Source organism: Massilia cavernae, assembly GCF_003590855.1.
Classification (GTDB): Bacteria; Pseudomonadota; Gammaproteobacteria; order Burkholderiales; family Burkholderiaceae_D; genus Telluria_A; species Telluria_A cavernae.
This window is the reverse complement of the sequence record NZ_QYUP01000150.1, coordinates 1-23,726: the sequence shown is the minus strand read 5'-3', so window position 1 is coordinate 23,726 and position 23,726 is coordinate 1. Positions and strand designations below refer to the sequence as shown.

The following is a 23,726-nucleotide window of genomic DNA, read 5'->3' as shown; positions in this document are numbered from 1 at the left end:
AGAATCGCATAGAAGGCGTTACCGATCAGGGCGAGCGGGCATGAAACCGCGAAGCTCTTGTGGTCAAGGATCGGTGGCGTAAATGCGGCGGTTGTGTGATGAAGGAGTGCGGCCCTTACCTGGGGACGCCCCGCCTTGTGCCTGAAAGGGCGACGGTGAAAACCGGAGCGGGGTCTCAGCAGAGGTCATAGTAGTTGGTGGTAGCGCCGGGAAGGCTCGACTCCGCCGACGAAGGACTGAACGAGTAGGAGTGAATCCGATATGTCGATGCAGAAAGCACAGCGTCAGATGCTTGCTAACGCGGGGCGGGAAGCCGTAGGGCAAGGTGAAGCCATGCCCGATGCTTTCAGCGACGAAGCGTTCTGCCCGCGACATGCAACCGGAGACACGGGGTCAGTGCTGCTGCAAGCGGCGCTGACGACAGAGAACCTGCGGCGGGCGTTCAAGCGTGTGCGTGCCAACAAGGGAGCTGCTGGCGTGGATGGGCTGGATATCAACCAGACATCGCGTCATCTGGCAACCGCATGGCCGCATATACGAGAGCAACTGCTGGCAGGGACGTACCGGCCCAGTCCGGTGCGTCGGGTGACGATCTCGAAGCCCGACGGTGGCGAGCGCGAGCTTGGCATTCCGACGGTGACGGATCGCCTGATCCAGCAAGCACTGCTACAGGTGCTGCAACCGATACTTGATCCCACCTTTAGTGAGCATAGCTACGGCTTTCGTCCGGGCAGGCGTGCACAGGATGCGGTTTTGGCCGCCCAAGCGTACGTTCAGTCTGGATTGCGAATTGTGGTCGATGTCGACCTGTCGAAATTCTTTGACCGGGTCAACCATGACATCCTGATTGACCGCCTGCGGAAACGCATCGATGACGCTGGGATAATCCGGCTAACTCGTGCATATCTGAACAGCGGCATCATGGACAACGGCGTGGTGCAGTCGCGCGATGAGGGAACGCCGCAAGGTGGGCCTCTCAGTCCGTTACTGGCCAACGTGATGCTCGACGAGGTGGACAAGGAACTGGAATGGCGCGGCCATCGCTTTGCGCGCTACGCCGACGATGCGAACGTGTATGTGCGCAGCGTGCGGGCGGGCCAGCGGGTGATGGCGCTACTGCGGCGCTGTTATGCCAAGTTGCACCTCATGGTCAACGAAAGCAAAAGCGCGGTGGCTAGCGTCTTTGGCCGCAAGTTCCTCGGTTACAGTCTGTGGGTGGCGCGTGGGGGTGAAGTCAAACGCAAGGTGGCTGAGAAGCCTCTGAAAACGTTTAAGCAACGCATCCGGGAGCTGACCTGCCGTTCTGGCGGGCGCAGCATGCCGGACGTAGTGACACGACTGCGTTCTTATATGCTGGGATGGAGTGTGTCACGAACGCAAGCGCAAGCTTGCGATGCTGTATCAAAGATGGGAGCAGGCCTCCCGAAATCGGCTTGCAGGAGCTGGTTTCAAACCACCCAGTGCTGCTGTGTTCAAAAGACATGGTGGTGAGCGACTGTGGAAAAGGCGCCAAGAAAGGTGTCAGGTACGTATTGAGAAGATGAGCGAAAGCAAACCGTTCGATGACGCATCGTTAAGCATTTAAGTGCTGTCAAAATCGGGGCCGTCCATCCGCCCTGGGATAAGTCGGGACGAATCCTGTTTACGGACCCGTCGGCAGCCGGTGTATAGGCGGCATGAGCTCAATACAGGCTTTGGTATGGAACGTGAGAACCTTGTTTCGGATGCTAAGGAAAATGACAAGTGGCAGACACCATGAGGAAGAATACCGATGCCGGAACGAGGGGCGGAGCTGCTCGTAGTAGTGATGAAGCCTTTGTAATGAAGGCGGAGCGAAGGGGCGGCGTTATCCGGTTGACGAAGGACGCCAACCTGTTTGCTGGGGATGAGTGACATGACATCAACAAAACCTTATAGTATTGCAAAACGTACCGTGTGGGATGCGTACCAGAAAGTGAAGGCCAACCGAGGCGCTGCTGGCATCGACGATGAAACGATCGTGATGTTCGAGCAGAACCTGTCGAAGAATCTCTACAAGCTGTGGAACCGGATGTCGTCGGGATCGTACTTCCCGCCGCCAGTCAAGCAGGTTGAAATTCCGAAGGCATCGGGCGGATTTCGAAAGCTCGGTATTCCCACTGTGTCCGACCGCGTCGCGCAGACAGCGGCCAAGCTCATCATTGAGCCGATCCTTGATCCGATGTTTCATCCGGATTCATACGGATATCGGCCGGGTAAATCGGCGAAACAGGCTGTTGCCATCACCAGAGAACGGTGCTGGAAGCATGACTGGGTGGTCGAGTTTGACATCAAGGCGGCATTCGATCAAATCGATCACGTACTCTTGATGAAAGCCGTTCGCAAGCACGTCAAGGAAGACTGGATTCTGCTATATATCGAGCGATGGCTCACTGCCCCGTTCGAGACGGCGGAGGGTGTCTCCGTTCCGAGGGAACGAGGCACACCTCAGGGCGGGGTCGTCAGTCCGATCTTGATGAACCTGTTTATGCACTATGCGTTCGATCTTTGGATGAAGCGCAGCTATCCGCAATGTCCTTTCGCCCGCTATGCCGATGATGCAGTAGTTCACTGTCGCAATCAGGAGCAGGCGGAAAACGTGATGCATTCGATCGCCTCGCGCTTGGCAGAATGTGGACTGACAATGCATCCGGAGAAATCAAAGATCGTGTACTGCAAGCACAGTAAGCGCACCAAGATGTATCGACTCGTGCAATTCACCTTTCTCGGATTTACTTTCCGTCCGAGGGGAGCGAAGAACAAGGAGGGCCGGTTATTTACAAGCTTCTTACCGGCAGTCAGCGATACAGCTCTGAAGCGGATGCGGGAGACGGTACGGGGATGGAAACTGCATCGGCAGACACCCGCAACGCTGCAGGAACTGGCGTGGCAATACAACTCCACAATACGCGGGTGGGTGAACTACTACGGGACGTTCTATCGGACAGCAATGCACAAGCTCTTTCAATACCTTGATCGAAGGTTGATGCAGTGGGCCAGACGGAAGTACCAAACACTGAGGCGGCATCAAAGGCTCAGTGCTGACTGGCTGGGCAAGATGAAGATGGATTTTCCGGCATTATTCGTCCACTGGCGTTGCATGGAGAGCAAGGTTGGATGACGGGAGCCGTATGAGGCGAGAGTCTCACGTACGGTTCTGCGAGAGGTTCAAGGTGAAATTCCTTGGGCCTACTTACCAGGGATACTTCCAGTTGGCGCAAACCCCTAACGTATGGCGCAAACTCGATGAATGGCTGCGTCACAGGCTGCGGGCTATCCAGCTAAAGCACTGGAAACGCGGAACCACCATGTATCGGGAACTGCTCAAATTGGGAGCTGCGCCGTCGGTGGCAAAGCGAGTGGCGGCCAACGGCCGTCGCTGGTGGCGCAATAGCGATAAACTGCTTAACAGCGTACTCACTATTGCGTACTTCGATCGACTGGGCGTACCCCGCCTGTCTTGACCTCAACTACTCGAATCGCCCGGTGCGGACCCGCATGCCGGGTGGTGTGGCAGGGGAGCAGCTATCATTAGCTGCCCCCTATGCCGATTCTGTAGCGCCAGCGGATCAGGCCCGCCGAGAAGCTGCCGAAGTAGCCGGCGAACAGGCCAAGGACGATCAGGGTCAGCGGGCTGTCGGTAAAGCGCGGCAGCACGTTGGCGGTGCCCTGGTTGACGTAGATTTCGAGGCCGACGTACATGATGCGGGCGACGAACAGCAGGCCCACCAGCATCCCGAGGCGCATCGGCGGCGTGAACCAGTAGCCGTCGGGCGCGGCTTCGAAGCGCGTCTTGCGCAGGCCGAACACGCCGTAGGCGATGCCGGCCGCGGCGCCGACCGCCAGCCATGCGAGCGAGGCGGGCTGGCCCACCAGTTCCGAGCCCGGCACCAGCACCATCGCCGTGAACACCAGCAGGCCGGTGTAATGGCGCGACATGACCGAACGCTGGCGCGCCATCATCTTCTTCAGGCGCGCGTACACGCGCCAGATCAGCAACGGGACAAGGACGAGGAGGATGATGGTCTGGATAGTCATGGGGAGTGCGTGTTTGAAAGAACGGCAATTGTAATCGACCCTGCGGCGTACTTTGCGCCCATCGTCCACATCCCATGGTAATGTCATAACTTAATGATAACGGAGGTCCGACCATGATTCCTGCCGCCATCCAAGCACACCGCGCCCCGGAACCGCCGGGGCCAGTGGACGAGCCGACGCCAGAGCCGTTCGACAATCCTCATCCGCACCATCCGCCGGTCCACACGCCGCAGGACGACGAACAGGTGCCGGACCATAATCCCAGCACCACCTTCCACTAGTCGAAGGCCCACGAATACAGCACGTCCAGCGCGGTATTGGTACCGGTCTGGAACTGCAGGGTCACGCGCGGATTGAGCTTGTAGCGGATGCGCACCAGGCTCGATGCCGTGGTGGCGCCCTGCTCGAAGCTGAGGTAGGCGCGCGACGACAGCCGCTTGCCGATCGTGACCACGGTACTCTCCAGGCCCTGCGCCTGCGATAGTCCCAGTTCATCCACGCCCAGCGAGGTGGCCAGCCGCGACTGGAAGCCGCCCGAACCGGATCCACCCAGCAGCGCCGCCGCAGCGGCACTCAGCATGCTGGCCTCGTTACCGGATGTACCTTCCATGCCATGCCCGAGCACCAGCCATGACAGTTTTTCGCTGTCCGGGACCGGCGGCGTCGACACCAGCTTGGCGGCCGGCGCCAGCGCGGTACCGCGCACCTCGACACCTGCTTCGACGTTGGTTTCGGACAACTGCTCGCCCGCAGGGCGCTTGCGCACCGCGCGGATGTTGACAGCGGGGTTGTCGTAGCGGCCGCTGAAGGTCAGGATGCCGCGCTCGATGATCAGCCTCTGCCCGTAGGCGGCGTAAGTGCCGCTGACGACACGGATGGTTCCGTTGACGCGCGGCGTGCGGCCGTCGGCGGTACGGATGCGCACCGCGCCCGCAAGTTCGGCGTCGGCGCCCATGCCGCGCAGGCGGAACGAGTCGCCCAGGTCCGCTTCGATGTCGACCGCCAGCGGCATGCCTTTCTTCTCCCTGGCTTTCTGTGCGGTGCTGGTCCTGCCAAGCACGATGACGTCGTCGGACATGGTCGGCCGGCCTTGCGGCGCCAGTTCGACCAGCGCGCGGTCGGCGCGGAATTTGCCGTCGAGAGTAAAGCGTTCCGGCGTACGTACCATGGTGGCGCTGCCGGTGACGACCACGGTGCGGTCGGGCCGCGACAGCGCTTCGAGCTTGTCGGCGACCAGTTTGAGCTGCGCGGTCGTTTCGCCCCCCGAGAAGCGGATGAAACCGTCCGCCGCCATCGTCCCCTGCACGCCGTTAAAGCTAAGGCGCTGCAGCAGCAGCTGGTCGCCGGCCAGTTGCGCGCGCAGCTTGCCGTTGCTCAGCTTGACGCCCTGTTCGGCCCAGCGCACCGCGAGCCGGTCGCCGCTGACGGTGCCGTCCAGCGTAGGCGCACCGATGGTGCCGCCGCCAGCCAGCGCCACTTTCAGCGCGCCATCGAGTTCGAGCCCCGGCTGGTCGGCCAGCGGCGCCAGCCATGCAATCGAGGCCATGTCGGCATTGACCGCAAGCCTCAAAGGACTGCCGGTGCCGATGCGGCCATTGGTCATCTGCACGGTGGCGTCGACATTGGCGTGGCCGGCGCGGGTGCCGTCCAGCTCCACCCGCGTCCGCAGGGCGTTGCCCGCCACGTCGGCGCGCAGGTCCAGCACCCGCAGGCCGAGCACCACCGGCACTTCGGCGCTGACGATCAGGTCGCCCTTCTCGCGGAACACGTGCACCATGCCGGCCAGCTGGGGCGTGCCGCCCGCCTGCAGGTCGAGGCTCCAGTCGCCGCCGAGCGTCAAGTCGCCGGTGACGTTGTCGCGCATCGCCGGCGAAAACTGGGCCACGTAATTGAGCGGCACGCCGTTGGCGGCGCCCTTGCTGCTCCAGCGGGCGCCGTCCTTGGACAGCGACGCGATGGCGATGGTGCCTGCCGGGAGCGCGATCACCGCGTTGTTCAGCGCGATCTGTTGCGGGCGCATCAGGCCCAGCGCTCCCGCGCCAGGCGCCACCGCCAGCCGCAACGGCGTGGGCTGCTTCAGGGTGAAGGCGTAGCGCCCGCGGTTCTGCAGCGCATCGACCACGCCGTCCCAGGCGTCGCCATTCCAGCCGCCCCTCACTTGGGTGGAGGCGTCGAAGGCTTCGCCGCGCGCCGCGAGGCTGATGGTGTGGGCCGCGCGCGTGCCGGTGGTCTTCAGGCGCGCGCTGTCGATGCGGGTGCTGCCGCTGGTGTAGCCGGTGACTTCGACGTCCGACACCATCGGCGTGGCGCCGCCAAGCCGTGCGCCCAGGTTCACGCTGGCGCGCAGCGCCTTGGCCTGGTGGATGCCCAGCACTTTCAGGTTCTGGCCTTCGAGCGATGCGGTCAGCGCGGGCGCCTTCGCGGTTCCGGACAGCGTGCCCGAGCCTTTCAGTGCGCCGGCGAAATCGCCGCCAAGGACGGCAAGCTGGCCGGCGTCGATACGCCAGTCCAGCCGGTCGGCAGGCGCGCCGAACGCGCCGCGCGCGGCAAGCACGTTTGGCCCGACATGCAGGTCGACGTCGGCGCTGGCGATGCGCTGTGCGCTGCCCGCCAGCCGGGCGTGGCCCCACAAGGGCGCTTTCGACAGCGTCGATTCCTGCAGCGTGACGCCGGCGCTGCCGCCCCAGTCCTTGCCGAGGCGCCCGCTGGCGTCGAAGCTGCCGTTGATGCTGCCCGCCACCGGCGATCCGAATGCGGCAGGGTCGAAGCCCTTTGCCGTGCCGGCGGCCCTGATGTTGATGTCGCGCGCTACTGCCTTGGCACTCGCCTTGGCCAGCCAGGCTTCGCCGCTTGCGCGCAGCACGCTGTTGTTCGCCTTGCGCGCCTTGGCAACCCAGCCAAGTCCACGAGCATCGGCAACAAAGGTGGTGCGCGGCTGTTCCATGGTCCCGGTGACGACGCCGTTTGCGGCCAGGGCGCCGTACAGGTCGCTGCGCAGCGCCGACAGCTGCTTCGCGTCGACATTCCAGAGCAGGCGCTCGCCGGGCGCGCCAAACGCGCCGCGCAGGGCGACGGTGTTTCCGCCCATCGCCAGCGTGGCGTCGACCCCGCTGACGTGCTTTGCGTCGGCGTTGAAACGGCCCTGGCCCGACAAGGGCTGGCCGAACAGGCGGCTCGGGTGCAGCGTGAAGCTTGACGCCACCTTCCATTCGGGCGCGAGCGCGCCGCTGGCATTGACCGCGGCATTGATGTCGGCGGCAGGGTAGTCGCCGAAGGCCGCCGGATTGAAGCGCGAAGCCGTGGCCACGACCTTGAAATCGCGCTTGCCGGCCAGGCTGGCGCTGCCGGCCAGGTCGACGCGGCCGGTGCCGGCGACGAGGCGCGCATGCTGGATCTGCAGCAGCTGGTTCTCTAGCGTGGCCGCCGCGTCCACCCGCATGCCGCGCTCGGACAGCTGAGCGCTGATATTCTGCACCTTGCCAAGGTTGGCCAACTGGATGTCGCCCGCAATGGCGGTGGTTTTCATGCGGCTGTGGATTGCCTTCAGGTCGATCCTGTCGGTGTGCAGCTTGAACTGCACGGCCCCGATGCCTGTCTCGTCGGGGCCGTGCTGCACTGCGCCGCGGCCGGCGAACTTGCCGGCCGCGCCCATGTCCAGCAGCACGTCGTCGATCTGCATCGCATTCAGGTTGCCGCCCAGGCGGCCGCGCATCTCGCGCAGCGGAAGCAGTTCGCGGTCGAGCGGGCCGACAGTGCCGCTGTTGACGATGCTGACCGTGCCGGTCACGCTGCGGTCGGCCTTGACGCTGGCGGTGACGGCAAGCGCCAGGTCCGCGGTCGGCAGGGCAGGGTTGAAGAAGCCGGGGTCGATGTTGCGGCCGTTGATGGTCATGGCGCGCAGCGGGATCGGCTCGAACGGCGCCAGCGTCAGCTTCGCGTCGCCGACAGCCTTGCCGGCCTGGCCGCTGGCGGTCAGCTGGGTGGCTGCCAGGTCGCCAGTAGCGCGCAAGCTCAGTTGCGCGGGCTTCTGGCCGGCCTTCACTTCGGTCTGGACCAGGGTGGCGGTTGCATCGAGCTTGAACGGGCGCTGCGAGCCGATAGTGCCGTTTGCGGCGGCGCGGCCCCAGGGCGTTAGCGCGCTGGCGTCGCGCAGCTGCCATTGCAACCTGTCGCTGTCCAGCTTGAAGCGGGCGTCGCCGATCACGGTCGTGGCGCCCTGGGTGACCATCGTCAGCTTCGCGATGCGCGCGTCGCCGATGTGGAGGGCGAACGGCGGCGCCAGCGATTCAGGCATCTTGGGCGGTTCCGATTTTTTCAGCGTCTCCGTGCGCACGCTGGCCACGTGCAGCTTGCTGATCGCGACCCCGCTGGTGAGGTACTGCCAGGGCGACCAGTCGATGTCGACCTTGTCGGCGGTGATCAGCTGCTCCGGGCTGCGGTACACCACGTGCTCCATGTGCATGGCGCCGTACAGCGAGCCTGTGACGCCAGTGATGACGATGCTGCCGCCGCTTGCGTTGGCGATGCGCTGCACGATCATCTGCAGCGTGGTCTCGCGCCCAAGATACCAGTACGCCGCGCCGAGCACGACGCCGGTGGCGGCGAGCCCGATCGCGAGCCGTTTCGGCCAGCGCCGGGGCGCCGCGGCCGGCGCCATAGTGGTGGTTTCTTCGGTAGTCATCAGAAGGTAAATCCGACAGAGAAGTGCAGGCGCGCTTTGTTGATTGCTTCGCCATACGCAAGGTCGACGTTGATCGGGCCGACCGGGCTGCGCCAGCGCGCGCCCACGCCGACGCCGTACGCGGGTTTCAGATCGCCGAATTTGTCGCCCGCGTTGCCCGCGTCGACAAAGACCGCCACGCCCCACGGCGGCTTGAACCAGTACTGGTATTCGGCGCTGCCGGTCAGCATATAGCGCCCGCCCACGATGGCGTTGCCTTCCTGGATGCCGAGCGATTGGTAGGGGTAGCCGCGCACCGACTGGTCGCCGCCGGCGCGGAACAGGAAGGTGCCTGGCACGCCTTCCTTTTCCTTCGACGCCAATATGCCTGCTTCAGCGCGCAGGATCAGCGAGGTGGCGACCGTCAGCGGCCGGTAGTAGGCCACGCGCGCGCTGGCGCGGATAAAGCGTTCGTCGGTCCACACCGGCAGCAGGGCGCCTCCGAGCTGTACGTTGGCGACGTAGCCGCGGGTCGGCAGCACCAGGTTGTCGACGGCGCGCTTGGTGATGCTGTAGGTGAGCGGCACGCTCTTGCTCTTGGTGGTCGGGATGTTGTCGATGTCGCGCTGTTCGCTCAGGTACTCCAGCGTCAGGCTGCGTTCCATCAGCGGCGTGCCCCAGGCGCGGCGCACCGCGGCGGTGGCCACGCGGGTGATTTCGCCGCGCAGGTCGGTGCGTTCGAAGCCCGCGCCGAAGCTGTCGTTGTAGCCGCTGGCGCTGGTCGGCACGTAGAAGTCGGCGCGCGCTTCCTGGCGCTTGCTCTCGGCGATCACGTTGCTCTTCATGCGCAGGCCGCGCACGTTCAGGTCGTCGTAATTGACCTGGGCGCGCGCGCCGGTGTTGGTCGAATAACCCAGGCCCACCGAGGCGTTGCGCTGCTTGTTTTCGGTGACGCGCACCAGCAGCGGCAGCAGGGTGGGATTCTGCTGCGCCGCCCTGGGCGCGCCTTGCTGTTCATCCTGCAGCTGGTCGATGTTCTCCTCCAGCGCGGCGCTCATGTCGACGCCCACTTCGACGCTGCTGAAGTAGCCGGTGTCCTGCAGGCGTGCCTGGAGTGCCTGCATCGCCGCCTCGCTGTATTCGTCGCCCGGCTTGATCAGGTTGAGGTTGGTGACGATGTGGGACGGATAGCGCGACAGGCCCTCGATGCGCAGGCCCTCGTAGCGCACCTCGGGGCCGCTGTCGACGGCCACGTACAGCATCGCGCGGCGCGCGTCGGGATCGACCACCGCGCGCGATTCGGCCAGCTGGGCGCGCGGGTAGCGGGTCTGCATCACCTGGCGCAGCAGGTTGCGCTTGGCCGCTTCCCAGTCGGTGGTGCGGAAGCGCGAACCCACGCCAAGGGTCCAATTGTTGCGCAGGGTGGCGGCGTCGATGCGCTTCGCCGAAGGGTCGAGCGGCTCGAAGCCGCGCAGCACCAGGTCAAGGTCGCCCACCAGCACAGGCTCGCCCGGATCGACGATGACGCGCGCCACTTGCACCGGCGTGCTGGTATCGAGGCCGGAACTGATCTTCGGCGAGTAGTAGCCTTCGGTGGCGACCAGCGTGCGCGCCTGTTCGGGCGCGTCCTTTACGAGCCGCAGGAGCTGGTCCTGGTCGAGGCGCGGGTTGCCGCGCCAGCGCACCAGGTCGAGGTTTGTTTCGAGCAGGTCATCCAGGCGGCCTGGAGCCTGGATGTCGACCGTGTACTGCACGCCTTGCGCCTGGGCCGCGCAGGTGGCCGGCAGCGCGAACACGGTGAGGGCAATCTGTGCCAAAATTCGTGATCGCCCCGCCTTCGCTGCGCTGGTTTTTGGTAATGCGAGAAACATGTCTCTCCGTCTGGGAAAATGTTGAAAACATATTACCGGATCGGCCAAGAAGATGGCGAACGTCTAACCTGGAAAACTCATATGCATCAAGCTGACACCGCCCTCGTCCTTTTCAGCGGAGGACAAGACTCCACCACCTGCCTGGCCTGGGCGCTTGAGCGCTATCCGCGCGTCGAGACCATCGGCTTCGACTACGGCCAGCGCCATGCGGTGGAACTGGAAGTGCGCCCGGCGGTGCTGGCCGGGATGCGCGCGCTGCGCCCCGAATGGGACGCGCGGCTTGGCGAGGACCACATGATCGACCTGGGCCTGATCGGGCAGATCTCCGATACCGCGCTGACCAGCGACGTCGAGATCGCGATGCAGGCCAATGGCTTGCCCAACACCTTCGTCCCTGGGCGCAACCTGATGTTCATGATGGTGGCCGCCACGCTGGCCTACCGGCGCGGGCTGACAGTGCTGGTAGGCGGCATGTGCGAGACCGATTTCTCGGGCTATCCGGACTGCCGCGACGACACCATGAAGGCGCTGCAGGTGGCGCTGAACCTCGGCATGGCCACGCGCCTGAAAGTCGAAACGCCGCTGATGTGGATCGACAAGGCCCAGACCTGGGAGCTGGCGGAGCAGGCCGGCGGCAAGGCGCTGGTGGACCTGATCCGCACTGAAACGCACACCTGCTACCTGGGCGAGCGCGGCGCGCTGCACGACTGGGGCTATGGCTGCGGCACCTGCCCGGCCTGCGAACTGCGCGCGCGCGGCTACCAGCAGTACGCCAGGGGCGAAAAGGCGGCCTAGCATGCGCCTCGCCCTCCTGACCGACCTGCACGCCAACCGCGAGGCGCTCGATGCCTGCCTGGCGCATGCCAGGGTGCGCGGCGCCGACCGGTATGCGTTCACCGGCGACCTGGTGGGCTATGGCGCCGACCCGGAAGCGGTGATCGACACCGTGATGGACCACGTGGCGCGCGGCGCGGTCGCGGTGCGCGGCAACCATGACCAGGCGGTGTCGGTGCCTTCGCGTTCGGGCATGCATGCGGAAGCGCGCGAAGTGATCGACTGGACGCGCGCGCGGCTCAAACCTGGACAGCTGGCCTTCCTCGACGCGCTGCCGCTGACCAGCGAGCTTGGAAACATGATGTTCGTGCACGCCAGCGCGCACCAGCCGGAAAAGTGGGAGTACGTCACCGGGCTGGAGGAGGCGGAGCGCAGCCTGCGCGCCAGCCGCAGCCGCATGGTGTTCTCGGGCCACGTGCATGCGCCGTCGCTGTACCGGCGTGCCGACGACGGCCGCATGGGATCGCACACGCCGCGCGACGGGATGAAGGTGCGGATCGCGCCGCAGCACCAGTACCTTGTGATTCCGGGATCGGTGGGACAGCCGCGCGACGGAAACTGCGCGGCCTGTTATGCGATGTTCGATGACGAGAAGCGCGAGCTGTCTTACTTCAGGGTGCCTTACGATCACGGCGCCGCGGCGCGGCGCGTGATCGCGGAGGGATTGCCGATCGTGTTTGCGATGCGGCTGGTGGAGGGGATCTGATCCAGCCGGATTAAACCGCTGGTTCGGCGCGCATCCGGTTGCGGCGCGAGCGGCTCATGAAGAACCAGACGATCGCGACCGGGATCAGGATCGGCAGCAGCAGCGGCGAGACCGCCAGCAGCGCAAGCACCGCGGCCAGGGCCAGCGCGCCGATCACGATCACGCCGACGCCGGCGAACACCACTGCAAGCAGGGCCGCGACGCACACTGCAACCACCACGCCGATGATCAGGCCGATGCTGCCGAACACCATCCCAAGCAGGGCGCCCAGCGGCCCGCCGAACTCGTCGCCATCGACGTCGACGACGAAGTTGCTGTTGTCGAGCATGTCCCAGGCGAGCAGGGCGACCAGGAACAGGATAACGAAGGGAAGGATCTTTCTCATGGCGGGCCTCTTGGTTGACGTGTGTGTCGTTGGTATGGCTCCACTGTAGCCATGCCCATATGCATCAGCCATTGGATTGCGACAGAATGCTTTTTCGACGGGATGGGCGAGCGGAAAGCCCGGACGAACAGCTTGCCCCTCCAGGCGGCTTGAATACGCGCACATATTTCCTATACTGAATGCCTGCTTTGCTTTTGGGGGATCTATGCGACACGATCGTTCCGTGGTGGCGGGTGGCGGATCCAAGGGGCCGCCGTCGGCGCCGCCGGCCGTCCCGCCGATCATCATCAATCCCTTCTGTTACCACTCGCCGCAACCGGCGATTGACCCGTTTGTCATACCGCTGCGTCCGCCGGTGCTGCCCCCGCGCCTGCCCGGCATCCGGGCCGATGAAGCGCTGCCCGCCTGAACCGAGGTTTTTCGTGTGCGCGCTGTGCGCATGGGCGGATTTGGTCTATCATCCGTGTCTCCGTTGGTGATGATATAAAGTAACGAAAAATGAGTGATGAAGTATCAGAAGGACCTGAGGAAGGTGCTCCGGTCCAGGAGCCGCGTCTGTGGCAGGGAAATGGCTGGACCGCCCGCGTGATCAAGAATGAAGATGACGAAGGCTGGGCGGTGGCGATGATCAAGGACGGCGAGCCGGAACCGGCGCTGGTCGGGCCCTGGACGATGGGCCGCGACAAGAAGAACCCGAAACCGCTTGATACGGCGGCGTTCAACACCCTGGTCAAGACGGCGTCGGAAGTGCTGCGCCGCCATGAACAGCAGCTGCACTCCCAGCTGCACAAGAGCACGGTGGTCGCGATCGATGGCGCCGTGATCAAGGTAACGCTCGACATCGTCCCCGACGACGACCATCCTTACGCGCTGCTGGCGGCCATCGACGAGATGGGCGAGCAGCTGGCGCAGGTGCGCGTGGCGCCCACTTTCAAACTAACCTCTACCAGCGCCGCCAGCTGGATCGAAGCCGGCTTCCGCGCTCCGCGCTGATCGTCCGAAATTCGGGGACAGACCGGGTCACGGTGACCCCACATCGGGGACAGACCCCGAACTTGGGGTCTGTCCCCGATGTGGGGTCTGTCCCCGGGTCTGTCCCCGATTTGTGGCAAGTTTCGCCGAAATGGGGCCTGCCACCGGACTTGGCGCTTGATCGGCCTTCGCTTTTCCATCGGGTACTGATAGTATTTCCTGAGCGCATTATTAAAGGGAAATTGATGGAAAGCCGACTCAAACGCCTAGAAGCAGTGCAGTCCATGGTGCTGGAAATCGCGCAGCTGTCGACCACCTGCGTCGATATCACCGAATTCATCCGTGCCGTGCACCGCTCGCTGGGGCGCATCATGTACGCCGCTAACTTCTACGTGGCGCTCAGCAACCGCGAGGACGGCTCGGTGCGCTTCGTGTACTTCGTCGACGAGCGCGACGAAACGCCCGACCCGAACGAGAAAGTCATGCTTGCCACGGCCAACGAGTCGCCGACCGCCTGGGTGCTGCTGAATCGCCGCAACCTGGTCATGACCGCCGACGAGAATAATGCGCTGGGCGGCGAGGATGGCAACGGCTGGGGCCACGGCTCGATGGCGGAACACTGGATGGGCTGCCCGCTGCTCGACCAGCAGCAGCAGGCGCTGGGCGCCATCGTCATCCAGAGCTATGCCCCTGAATATACCTACAGCGACGAGGACCAGGCGCTGTTCTCGCTGATCGCGAACCATGTGTCGAACGCGCTGCAGGGCCTGCAGAGCATGGACAGGCTGGAGAAAGCGGTGCAGGAGCGCACCGCGCTGCTGGCGCACGAGGTGGCCGAGCGCCGCCGCGCTGAGTCGGTCCAGCACGCGCTGTACGAAATCGCCAACCTGTCGGCGTCGGCCATCGAATCGAACCAGCTGTCGGCCAGCCTGCACCGGATCATCAGCGAGCTTGTGGTCGCGGATAACTTCCTGATCGCGCTGTACCACCCCGAATCGGGCGACATCAGCATCCCTTACTTCGTCGACCAGAAGCATGGCGACGCGCCCGCATCCAACGCCGCCTACGGACTCAGTATGAGTTCGTATGTACTGGCGAGTAAAAAAGCCACCCTGCACGACGGCCCGGGCTTCGCGAAGCTGGTGGCGGACGGCGTGGTCGACGAGCCGCTCGGCTGCACCGACATCGCCAGCTGGATGGGCGCGCCGATGCTGGTGAACGACCAGGCCTACGGCGTGATCATCGTCCAGAGCTACGACCCGGCGATCCTCTACACCGCCACCGACCTTGAACTGCTGGCCTTCATGGCCAGCCACGTGGCGGTGGCGCTGGCGCGCATGCAGGCCGACCTGGCCACCATCGCCGCCAAGGAGAACCTCGAAAACCGGAACGCGGCACTGAATTCGGCGCTGACCGCGCTGCAGGAAGCGCAGTCGGAGCTGGTGCGCCAGGAGAAGCTGGCGTCGCTGGGTCGGCTGGTGGCCGGCGTGGCGCACGAAATCAATACGCCGCTCGGCATCTGCGTCACCGCGACCAGCCACCTGGTGCAGGAACTCAAGCTCACGCGCGAGGAGCTTGCCGCCGGCGAGATTACCGAGGACAGCCTGCAGCAGTTCCTGGACATCGTCGACCAGTCGCTGCGCATCATGACCACCAACACCCAGCGCGCCGCGGCGCTGGTGCGCAGCTTCAAGCAGGTGGCGGTGGACCAGTCGTCCGACGATATCCGCACCTTCCGGCTGAAGAGTTATCTCGATGAAGTGCTGCTGTCGCTGCAGCCGAAGCTGAAGGGACGGCCGGTGAAAGTGGAGGTGGCCTGCGCCGCCGACATCCATCTCGAAAGCTTCCCGGGCGCGGTGTCGCAGATCGTAACCAACATGATCATGAACTCGCTGGTACACGGGTATGAGCGCACGCAGGCCGGCCAGATCCGCATCGAGGTGGCGCTGGAGGACGAGATGGTGGTGTTCGATTACAGCGATGACGGCGCCGGCATGGACGAGGAGGTGCTGGGCAAGCTGTTCGACCCGTTCTTTACCACCCGGCGCGGGCAGGGCGGCAGCGGCCTGGGGGCGCACATCCTGTACAACCTGGTGACCGGGCCGCTGGGCGGCACGGTGCGGGTCGAGAGCGCGCCGGGCAAGGGGCTGCGGTATTACCTGAAGTTCCCGCGCAGCCGGCGCGAGGTAAAGGAGAAGCTGGCGGCTTGAATGTGATGGCGGATGCGCGCAAGCGCTTATCCGCCCTACGCGTCATCGAATGAAAATAGTAGGGCGGGTAAGCAAAGCGCACCCGCCGTTTTTGCGTGAATACCAGCCGCGCCTGCGCGGCCCGAAATCAATCCGGCCAGCTGCGGTTGATTTCCTGCGCCTTGTCGATGTTCTTGATCAGGATCTCGACGTAGTGCGGGTCGAGGTGGTGTCCGGCGATCTCGCGCAGGTGCCCCACCACCTGGTCGATCGGCCACGCTTCCTTGTAGCAGCGCTTGTGGCTCAGCGCGTCGAACACGTCGGCCACCGCCACGATGCGCGCGTACTGGTGGATGTCGTTGCCCTTCAAGCCCTGCGGGTAGCCGGTGCCGTCGTACTTTTCATGGTGCTGGTGCGCGATCACCGCCGCCGCTTTCAAGATCGGGCGCGACGAGCCGTCCAGGATCGACAGCCCCACCTCCGGGTGCTGCTTCATGATTTCCCATTCGTCCGGCGTCAGCTTGCCCGGCTTGAGCAGCACCGAATCCGGCGTGGCGATCTTGCCGATGTCGTGCATCGGCGCGGCGTGCATCAGCACCGCCGTCTCGTCGTCCGGCAGCCCGGACGCCTGCGCCAGCAGGTAGCACACTTGCGACATGCGCCGCACGTGGTTGCCCGCTTCGCTGGAGCGCGATTCGACCACGTCGCCCAAACGCAGAATCAGCTCGGCCTGGGTGTCGGTGATCTCCTGCGTCAGCAGGATGTTGTCGAAGGCGATCGCGACGCCGCTGCAGAATACTTCCAGCAGCTTGGAGTCGATCTCGGATATCTCTTCCACGCCCTTGAGCACCAGCAGCGAAGCCTTGCCGCTGCTGTTCGGGAAGTAGCCGACGTAGGTGTCGCCCTTCAGGCGCGAGATGCGGTTGCTGCGGGCGTCGTCCAGCTGCGCCATCAGTTCGGGGCCGAGGTTCTCATCGCCGATGTCGCCGATCTTGGCCAGCACTTCGTAGCGGCTTTCGCCGGTCACGATGCTGGCGGCGGAGATCCGCAGCAGCATGCTTTGCTCGAGGCGCAGCAGCGCCACCACTTGCTGCAGCAGCCCGCTGGCGAAGTCCTTCAGGTTACGCTGCTGGAAAATGTGGGCCGAGGCGGCGATCACGCGCTCCAGGCCTTCGCGGTAGTTCGCCTGTATCCGGCGCGCTTCCTCCACCTTCATGATGTCGCGGTAGGCGCGCAGCGCGGCGAAGGTGGTGGTGAACAGCTTGGTGCGGTCGAGCTCGGTCTTTTCCTTGTAGTCGTTGATGTCGTAGTCGACGATCACGCGCTCTTCGGGCGCCTGCCCCGGCTGCCCGGTGCGCAGGACGATGCGGGTGAAGTTGTTGTTCAGGTCCTGGCGCATCCAGCGCGCCACTTCCAGGCCGCTGTCCTCGTTTTCCATCACCACGTCCAGGAACACCAGCGCGATGTCGCTCTCGCGTGCCATTACCTCCTTCGCTTCCGCGCCGCTGTAGGCGTGCAGGAAAGTCAGCGAGCGCCCGTCCATGCGGAAGCGGTTGAGGGTGAGCTTGGTCACGTCATGGATGTCGGGTTCGTCGTCGACGAGCAGGACCTTCCACGGAGCGAGCGCTGGCGTAGCTGAAGACAGGAATGACATGTGGACGTGTTCCGATACCGGTAGTAATACGCTCGAACGGTCAGGCTGCGTGCCAATACACGGACAGCCGCTTTCATTCCGATTGTAGTACGACCTCAATCTATTAACAACAGGCAATATGTGTGCTGTTTATGGAATCAGACATATTTTATTAACAACTTGTCTTGCCGCATATTTACGCATGGCGCTTTTGCCAGCATACGCTGAAGACGCTGCGCCGCAGTGTCACCCGCGGTGCATAACATTTGGATACAAAGCACGACATATCGACAATAGTAGTTGCTGCAAAACGGCGTATATTTGAACAAGGAACCTGTGTTATCGGACAAGGGAACTTGTCGACAGTCGAAAGGAAAGCATCATGAACACCGCGTTAAAGGGCCTGGCACTGGCCGGCCTGTTGTTGATGTCGGCCGGCAGCGCCTCTGCCGGCGTGACGGTTACCTACACCAATCCGGAGAAGTTTTCGGACCTGCCATTCCCCACGTGGGAACGCAATGACGTGCTCAAGGAGCTGACGGAACACTTCCAGAAGATGTCGGCCGGCCTGCCGCCCGACGTCAACCTACATGTGGAGATACTGGACGTCGACCTGGCCGGGCGCGAGCATCCGAATTTCCGCGGCGCCCGTGACCTGCGCGTGCTGCGCGGCATGGCGGACTGGCCGGTGATCCACCTGCGCTATACCGTCGAGCGGGGCGGGCAAGTGCTGGCCAGCGGCGAGGAAAGGGTCAAGGACATGACCTACCTCGACCGGCGCGCCGGCCGCTACTTCGACGGCGAGCCGCTGCGCTACGAGAAGCGGATGCTCGACGAGTGGTTCAAGGAACGCATCATCGCCCATCGCTAGATGGACAAACGGCCGGCATTGTGCCGGCCGTTTTTTTAAGGTCGCACTTCCTTACTTCTTTTCTTCCGCCTTGTGCACGCGCACCGTCCGGGTCTTCACGGTGTAGTCGCCAGGGACCGTGAACAGCGATGCCGCCGGTTCTTCGCGCTTGATGTTTTCCAGCTTGTAGATGCTGTCGCCGTGGCGCGGGTCGCTGTGCTTGGTGTACACGGCCACCTGCAGCTCCGGCGAATGCCAGGTCTCATGCGTCACGACGATCGGGTTGCGGTTGCCCACTTCGCCGGCGGGGATTTCGTAGCTGCGTATCTTGCCTTCGGCCTTGACGCCGTCGAACTCGCGCGTGCCGAGGTCGCGCGTGGTGGCATTCCTGGCCCACTTGTGGTCGCCGAAGGCGCCGGCCAGCAGCGGCGGCAGTTCGCCGCGCAGCCCTTCCTGCGTGCGCACGTGCATGCGCACCTCTTCCTGTACCTTGCCCTGGGCGCCGCCGTCGACCCGTTCGATACGCTTGACGATGATCGCCTCGCCGCCCGCGCCGGTGGCCGGCAGCTTGCCTTCCTTGCGCAGTTCGGCGATGCGGGCGCGCGCCGCTTTGCGCGCCTGTTTCACCTGCTCCGGCGAGCCGCCGAGCTGGGTCGCGGTCTTGTCCTGCGGGTGCAGGATATAGCTGCTGCCGGCCGGGTCGCGCAGGGTGATGGCGCGCACTTCGCCGTTCGCGTTGCTGATCTCGTTGCGGGTGCGGCCGGCGCTGTCGCGGTAGGTCATCACGGTGGCGTGGTGCGCAATCTGGTTACCGTCGGGCAGGTTCTGGACCTTTTCGGTGACCACCTGGGCCGAATACGGCGCGTTCTTCACCACGCGGTGGCTGACGACCAGCGGGGCGATGCGCGCCGCGGCGAACGGACGTACGGCGGCCAGCGGCGCGGGCGCGTCGGCCATCGCGGGCAGGCAGGTTGCCATCAGGGCGGCGAGCAGTAAGTGTTGGGTCTTCATATGATCCTCTTGCTGGTTGGATTATTGGATGGAGCTGAGCCTGAAAGCAAGCGGCCGGCCGTCCGCGCTGACAAGCATTTCGGCACGCACGGACTCGCCGGCGTTCTCTGGGGTCACCGGCACGCCGAGGCTGGCCAGTTCGGTACGCGGCAGGTCGGCTTCGATCATGCGCGGATTCGGTTCCTGCTCGATGCTTTCGAGCGATTCGATGGCGATGAAGAAGTCGCCGCCATCGCGGTTGATCAACTGGGCGCCCGCGCCGGGCTGCTGCCCCGGCTGCAGGGCGACCAGCACGCCGATGGCCACCGCCATCACGCTGGCCAGGCCGCCGGCCATGGCCCAGCGCGCCGGCGCGATGCGCTGGTACCAGCTGGCCTTGCGGTGCTGGCGCGCGAAGGCTTGCATCAATTCCTTTTCCACCGCGCGCGGCGTGTCGACGGCGGCCATCGCGCGCCGCAGTTCGTCCAGGGCGGGGTCCATGCGCGGGTCGCGCGCCTCGTCGGTTCTCATGTCCATGTCGTTCTCGCAGCTCATGCGTTGATCGTGCCGGGGCGGTGCGCCCCGAGCCATTTGGCCAGCGCGGCGCGCCCGCGCGACAGGCGCGAACGGATCGTGCCGATGTCCACCTGGCAAATGTCCGCGATCTCCTGGTAGGTCAGGCCGTGCATTTCGTAGAGGATGACCGGGTCGCGGTAGTGCGGGGCCAGCCGGGCCAGCGCGTGGCGCACGCTGTCGGCTACTTCGTTGCTCAGCATGCGGGCCAGCGGTTCGGCTTCGCTGCAGGCGGGGCCATCGCCATCTTCGCCGTCGTCGTGTTCGGGCAGTGCAGCCGTGCGGCCACGCGCTTGCTCATGGCGCAGGATCAGGTTGCGCGCCACGCCGAACAGGAAGCCCTGCAGCTGACCGCGCAGCGGATCGAAGTTCAGGGCGCCGGTCAAAAGGCCCATGAAGACTTCCTGCACGATGTCGGCTGCGGTGTCGGGCGAGCCGCTGCGCAGCACGCAGAAGCGGAACAGCGGTCCCTGGTGGCGCCGGTACAGCGCCTGGAAGGCGGCCGCCGTCCCGCTGCGCATCTGGCGCAGCAGTTCGGTGTCGGTGTCGGGGGCGGCGGTCGTGGTCATCATCGTAGTCTCTGACGGTATTCCCGGCACGGGGCCAAAAAGTTCCCGTTTTTTACGATGATGCGGAGGAGAGGGCTAGTCGATCCAGTTGACCCTGCTGAATTTGTTGCGGAATTCCTCGGGCATGGCGACCACCTGGCTGCTCTTGTAGTTGAAGAAGACAAAGCCCGACTTGGCCATCGCCACCAGCACCTTGTCCTTGGGGCGGGTGACGCGGAAGGTGATGTCGCCGCCGTATTTGTTGAAGTCCATCACGCCGACCTCGAACAGCAGCTGGTCGCGCGCATGCGCCTCGGCGCGGTAGGTGGTGGCCAGGTCGGTGACGATGATGCCGGTGCCGTCGCGCTCGTTTTCGGGGACGCCGTACTCGAACAGGAAGCGGGCGCGCGCTTCCGAGATCATCGAGATCATCGAGTCGTTGCCAAGGTGGTTGGCGGCGTTGATGTCGGTGACGCGCACCGTCAGCGGCGTCGTGTAGTAGTACTGGTCTTCCGGGAAATCCAGGTGCAGGCGTGCCATATGTTCATTTCTCTCGCAATGTGTGCGGAGTGAAATTTTAGCTCCTTGGGGCCGAAGTCCTGATAATTTTGTGCACACGGCCGTCCTGGCCGATGATGTACAGCTCGCCATCATTGTCGCGGCCGAAGGAAACCACGTTGCCGATGTTGGGGATGCCCCAGTTGGCCAGCTCGCGCACGCCGCCGCCGCCGGCCTGGAAGCTCTTCAGGTAGCCGCCGCAGAAGTCGGAGAAGAAATAGCGCCCGGCCAGTTCGGGAATCGCCTTGCCGCGGTAAACGAAACCGCCGATCACCGAGCAGCCGCCGGTGTCGGTGGGGCCGTGGTCGTATTCGAAGGCCGGCAGGGTCAGCCCGGCCTGGTTGCAGCTGGTGGCGTTGAAGCACAGCGTGCCTTCCATGGTGTTCCACCCGTAGTTGAGCCCGGCCTGCGACAGGGCGGCGATGTCGACTTCCTCGCGCCGGTCCTGGCCCGCGTCGGCGATGTACAGGCCGCTGCTGTCGAAGGCGAAGCGCCACGGGTTGCGCAGGCCGTAGGCCCAGATCTCGCCGCGCCGGCCCGACTGGCCCACGAAGGGGTTGGACGACGGGATCGCATAGCGCTGGCCCACGGTGGTGTTGTTGACGTCGATGCGTAGCAGCTTGCCCAGCAGGCTGTTCACGTTCTGGCCGTTGCGCAGCGGGTCGCCGGCGCCGCCGCCGTCGCCGGTGCCCAGGTACAGGAAGCCGTCGATGCCGAAAGCGGCCAGGCCGCCGAAGTGGTTGCTGAAGTTGGGGTGCGGGATGCTGATGATTTGCAGGCCGGAGGTGGCGTCGGCCAGGTTCAGGTTGGGCGAGACGCTGAAGCGCTCGACCACGATGTTGCGCTGGAAATCGGTGTAGTACACGAAGAAGAAGCCGTTGGTCGCGAATTGCGGGTGGAAGGCGACCGACAGCAGGCCGCCCTCGCCCTGGGTGCTGACGCGCGACGAGATGTCGAGGAAGGGCACGGTCAGCATGCGGCCAGCGGTATCGAGGATACCGATGCGGCCGGCGCGCTCGACGATGTACAGGCGGGCTTGGCCCGGCGGCGACAGCGCGAACACGGCGCCGTTGAAGCGGGCCACTTCGCGCAGGCCGAGCGTGAGCGTGAGCGCGCTGTAGCTGACGGTCACCGTGGCGGTGGCGCCGGCCGCGACGGCGACGGCCTGCTCGGCCTGGGCCGGCACGAAGGTGGTGGAGCCGCTGACAACGTTGGAGGCGGCGACGGTGTAGGTGCCGGCGGCCAGCTGGCCGATGGTGGTGGTCTGGGTGATCTCGCGCGAGAAGTTGGCCGGTCCGGTGATGCGCACCGGCGCCACCAGCCCGGCCGGCAGCCCGGACAGGGTGACGGCGAGGCTTGCGTTTGCCGGCGGTGGCGGTTCGCTGGTCTGGCTGCCGCCGCCGCCACAGGCGGCCAGCAGGGAAAGGGCAAGCCAGAGCAGGATATTGCGCGCACGATCGATCAGCATGGGTTCTCTCTCCGAGGGGCAGGTGGACGTTCGGGTCGCCAACAGTCTAGCGCCGATTGCAAATCGAGCGGCGCAGCAATGCGCGCCGCCTGCGTTGCATCAGCGGGTCAGGCGGTACAGCATGATGGCGGTGCGGATCGCGGCACGCTCGATCGAAGCCAGTTCCAGGTCCTCGGACGGCGAATGGGCGCCGGAGCCGGTGGCGCCGATGCCGTCCAGGCTGTCGACGTGTGGCGCTGCGAACTGGATGTCGCCTGCGCCGCGCAAGCCGGCCGGCACCGCCGCGACCGGGCCGAGGCCGGCGTCGTTGCTAGCCTGCGAGAACAGTTCCAGCACTTTCAGGTTGCCCGGGGTCACGGCCATCGGCGGATACGACTCGTGGAAGCTGATGCTGGCGCTGGTGCCCGGCAGGCTGTCGGCGGCAATCGCGCGCATCCTGGCGTGGGCGCGGTCACGCTGGGTGCTGTCGAGGTAGCGCAGGTCGCCCTTGACCGTCACGGTGTTGGCGATCACGTTGGTCTTGCCGAAGGCGGTGCCGCGCGAGCCCTGCTCGTCGTGGCTGACCGCGGTGCCGCCCAGGATCAGGCCGGGATTGAAGGTCAGGTCGGGCTCGACCACCTGCTGGCGGAAGCCGTCGAGGATGCGCGCCGCTTCGTACACGGCGCCGTAGCCGGCGCGTTCGCCGAAGATGCCGGAGGAATGCCCCTGCTTGCCCGTGACCTGCAGTTCGAAGCCGGACGAGGAGCGGCGGCCGACGGTGGCGGTGGCCCTGCCGTCCTGGTCGAGCACGGTGCCTTCGAAGGCCAGCGCCACGTCGCTCTGCCTGGCCAGCGCGACCATGTCGCCGCGCGACACGGCCTTCGGCTCGCCGGCGCTCTCCTCGTCGCCGGTGAACATCACGGCGATGTTGGTGTTGTCCAGCGCGCCGGTGCGGTGCAGCGCGCGCAGGGCCTCGATCATCACGACGTTGCCGCCCTTCATGTCCGACACGCCCTGGCCGCTGACCCGGTCGCCGTTCAGCTTCCACTTCTGCACCGGGCTGTCCAGCTCGAACACGGTGTCGAGGTGGCCCAGCATCAGCACCCGCTTGCCCTGGGTGCCGGTGCGGGTGGCGAGCAGGTGGCCGGCACGCTGCATCTCCTTCGGCATGTCGATCCAGCGCGTGGCGAAGCCGAGCTGGTCGAGTTCCTTGCGGAACAGGGCGCCCACTTCGCGCACGCCCGCATGGTTCATGGTGCCGCTGTTGATGTTGACGCTGCGTTCGAGCAGGCCCAGCGCGGCGGCGGAATTGGCTTTGACTTCCGCCACGATCCTTTGCTCGGCGGGCGAAAGCTGCTGGCTTGACGCCGGCGTCGATGCGAGGGCGGCGAAGGTACAGAGGGCGGCGGCGTAGATTTTCATTTGGGTATGGTCAGACCGAGGTTGGCAAATCG

19 protein-coding genes and 1 pseudogene are annotated in these 23,726 nt (G+C 64.9%); 9 read left to right on the top strand and 11 right to left on the bottom strand.

Going from position 1 to position 23,726, the window contains the following annotated elements; translation table 11 throughout:
• The first annotated feature begins 261 nt into the window (after positions 1-261).
• The 3 genes and pseudogenes from ltrA (D3872_RS20220) to D3872_RS20210 form a co-directional block, all read left to right on the top strand.
• Positions 262-1,491: a group II intron reverse transcriptase/maturase gene (gene ltrA / locus D3872_RS20220; protein ID WP_119812509.1), complete on the top strand. Its 1,230-nt coding sequence runs from the start codon at positions 262-264 to the stop codon at positions 1,489-1,491.
• Between the two features lie 403 nt (positions 1,492-1,894).
• Positions 1,895-3,139 (top strand): group II intron reverse transcriptase/maturase, encoded by a 1,245-nt coding sequence (gene ltrA / locus D3872_RS20215; protein ID WP_119812508.1) that lies wholly within the window; start codon positions 1,895-1,897, stop codon positions 3,137-3,139.
• Between the two features lie 79 nt (positions 3,140-3,218).
• Positions 3,219-3,482 (top strand): annotated as a pseudogene (locus D3872_RS20210) (group II intron maturase-specific domain-containing protein); the annotation flags it as partial.
• 67 nt (positions 3,483-3,549) lie between these two features.
• Here the strand turns inward: D3872_RS20210 and D3872_RS20205 are convergent.
• The 3 genes from D3872_RS20205 to D3872_RS20195 form a co-directional block, all read right to left on the bottom strand.
• Positions 3,550-4,056, bottom strand: coding sequence for a CcdC protein domain-containing protein (locus D3872_RS20205; RefSeq protein WP_119812506.1), 507 nt, complete (start codon positions 4,054-4,056; stop codon positions 3,550-3,552).
• Between the two features lie 277 nt (positions 4,057-4,333).
• Positions 4,334-8,737, bottom strand: coding sequence for a translocation/assembly module TamB domain-containing protein (locus D3872_RS20200; protein ID WP_119812505.1), 4,404 nt, complete (start codon positions 8,735-8,737; stop codon positions 4,334-4,336).
• Positions 8,737-10,533, bottom strand: coding sequence for an autotransporter assembly complex protein TamA (locus tag D3872_RS20195; protein WP_229459441.1), 1,797 nt, complete (start codon positions 10,531-10,533; stop codon positions 8,737-8,739). The genes D3872_RS20200 and D3872_RS20195 overlap by 1 nt, the downstream gene beginning before the upstream one ends.
• Before the next feature lie 135 nt (positions 10,534-10,668).
• Here D3872_RS20195 and queC point away from each other — a divergent pair, with 135 nt between their 5' ends.
• On the top strand, positions 10,669-11,382 hold the full coding sequence (queC, locus tag D3872_RS20190) for a 7-cyano-7-deazaguanine synthase QueC (RefSeq protein WP_119812503.1): 714 nt from the start codon (positions 10,669-10,671) through the stop codon (positions 11,380-11,382).
• Between the two features lies 1 nt (position 11,383).
• Positions 11,384-12,127, top strand: coding sequence for a metallophosphoesterase family protein (locus D3872_RS20185; RefSeq protein WP_119812502.1), 744 nt, complete (start codon positions 11,384-11,386; stop codon positions 12,125-12,127).
• 10 nt (positions 12,128-12,137) lie between these two features.
• On the opposite strand, the gene D3872_RS20180 is transcribed toward D3872_RS20185, so the two are convergent.
• On the bottom strand, positions 12,138-12,512 hold the full coding sequence (locus D3872_RS20180) for a hypothetical protein (RefSeq protein ID WP_119812501.1): 375 nt from the start codon (positions 12,510-12,512) through the stop codon (positions 12,138-12,140).
• A gap of 205 nt (positions 12,513-12,717) precedes the next feature.
• Between D3872_RS20180 and D3872_RS20175 the strand changes: the two genes are divergently transcribed.
• The 3 genes from D3872_RS20175 to D3872_RS20165 all read left to right on the top strand — a co-directional run bounded on the left by D3872_RS20175 (position 12,718) and on the right by D3872_RS20165 (position 15,694).
• The gene (locus tag D3872_RS20175) at positions 12,718-12,921 is read left to right on the top strand and encodes a hypothetical protein (RefSeq protein WP_119812500.1); all 204 of its coding nucleotides are present in this window, start codon (positions 12,718-12,720) and stop codon (positions 12,919-12,921) included.
• A gap of 89 nt (positions 12,922-13,010) precedes the next feature.
• Positions 13,011-13,505, top strand: a complete 495-nt coding sequence (locus D3872_RS20170) for a hypothetical protein (RefSeq protein WP_119812499.1) — start codon at positions 13,011-13,013, stop codon at positions 13,503-13,505.
• A 224-nt stretch (positions 13,506-13,729) separates the two neighbouring features.
• Positions 13,730-15,694 carry a GAF domain-containing sensor histidine kinase gene (locus tag D3872_RS20165; RefSeq protein ID WP_119812498.1) on the top strand — a complete coding sequence of 655 codons (1,965 nt, stop codon included), beginning with the start codon at positions 13,730-13,732 and terminating at the stop codon, positions 15,692-15,694.
• Positions 15,695-15,821: 127 nt separating this feature from the next.
• Here D3872_RS20165 and D3872_RS20160 read toward each other — a convergent pair whose 3' ends face one another.
• The gene (locus tag D3872_RS20160) at positions 15,822-17,327 is read right to left on the bottom strand and encodes a DUF3369 domain-containing protein (protein WP_119812497.1); all 1,506 of its coding nucleotides are present in this window, start codon (positions 17,325-17,327) and stop codon (positions 15,822-15,824) included.
• Positions 17,328-17,688: 361 nt separating this feature from the next.
• Between D3872_RS20160 and D3872_RS20155 the strand changes: the two genes are divergently transcribed.
• Positions 17,689-18,177: a DUF3016 domain-containing protein gene (locus tag D3872_RS20155; RefSeq protein ID WP_119812496.1), complete on the top strand. Its 489-nt coding sequence runs from the start codon at positions 17,689-17,691 to the stop codon at positions 18,175-18,177.
• Between the two features lie 51 nt (positions 18,178-18,228).
• Here D3872_RS20155 and D3872_RS20150 read toward each other — a convergent pair whose 3' ends face one another.
• The 6 genes from D3872_RS20150 to D3872_RS20125 all read right to left on the bottom strand — a co-directional run bounded on the left by D3872_RS20150 (position 18,229) and on the right by D3872_RS20125 (position 23,694).
• Positions 18,229-19,167, bottom strand: coding sequence for a hypothetical protein (locus tag D3872_RS20150; RefSeq protein WP_119812495.1), 939 nt, complete (start codon positions 19,165-19,167; stop codon positions 18,229-18,231).
• A gap of 21 nt (positions 19,168-19,188) precedes the next feature.
• On the bottom strand, positions 19,189-19,701 hold the full coding sequence (locus D3872_RS20145) for a hypothetical protein (protein ID WP_229459440.1): 513 nt from the start codon (positions 19,699-19,701) through the stop codon (positions 19,189-19,191).
• On the bottom strand, positions 19,698-20,291 hold the full coding sequence (locus tag D3872_RS20140) for an RNA polymerase sigma factor (protein WP_229459439.1): 594 nt from the start codon (positions 20,289-20,291) through the stop codon (positions 19,698-19,700). Before D3872_RS20140 ends, D3872_RS20145 begins: the two co-directional genes overlap by 4 nt.
• Before the next feature lie 72 nt (positions 20,292-20,363).
• A complete protein-coding gene (locus D3872_RS20135; protein ID WP_119812494.1) occupies positions 20,364-20,807 on the bottom strand; it encodes a thioesterase family protein in 444 nt (147 codons plus the stop codon).
• A 37-nt stretch (positions 20,808-20,844) separates the two neighbouring features.
• A complete protein-coding gene (locus tag D3872_RS20130) occupies positions 20,845-22,293 on the bottom strand; it encodes a PQQ-dependent sugar dehydrogenase (RefSeq protein WP_119812493.1) in 1,449 nt (482 codons plus the stop codon).
• Between the two features lie 99 nt (positions 22,294-22,392).
• Positions 22,393-23,694, bottom strand: coding sequence for a M20/M25/M40 family metallo-hydrolase (locus D3872_RS20125; RefSeq protein WP_119812492.1), 1,302 nt, complete (start codon positions 23,692-23,694; stop codon positions 22,393-22,395).
• Positions 23,695-23,726: the final 32 nt, after the last annotated feature.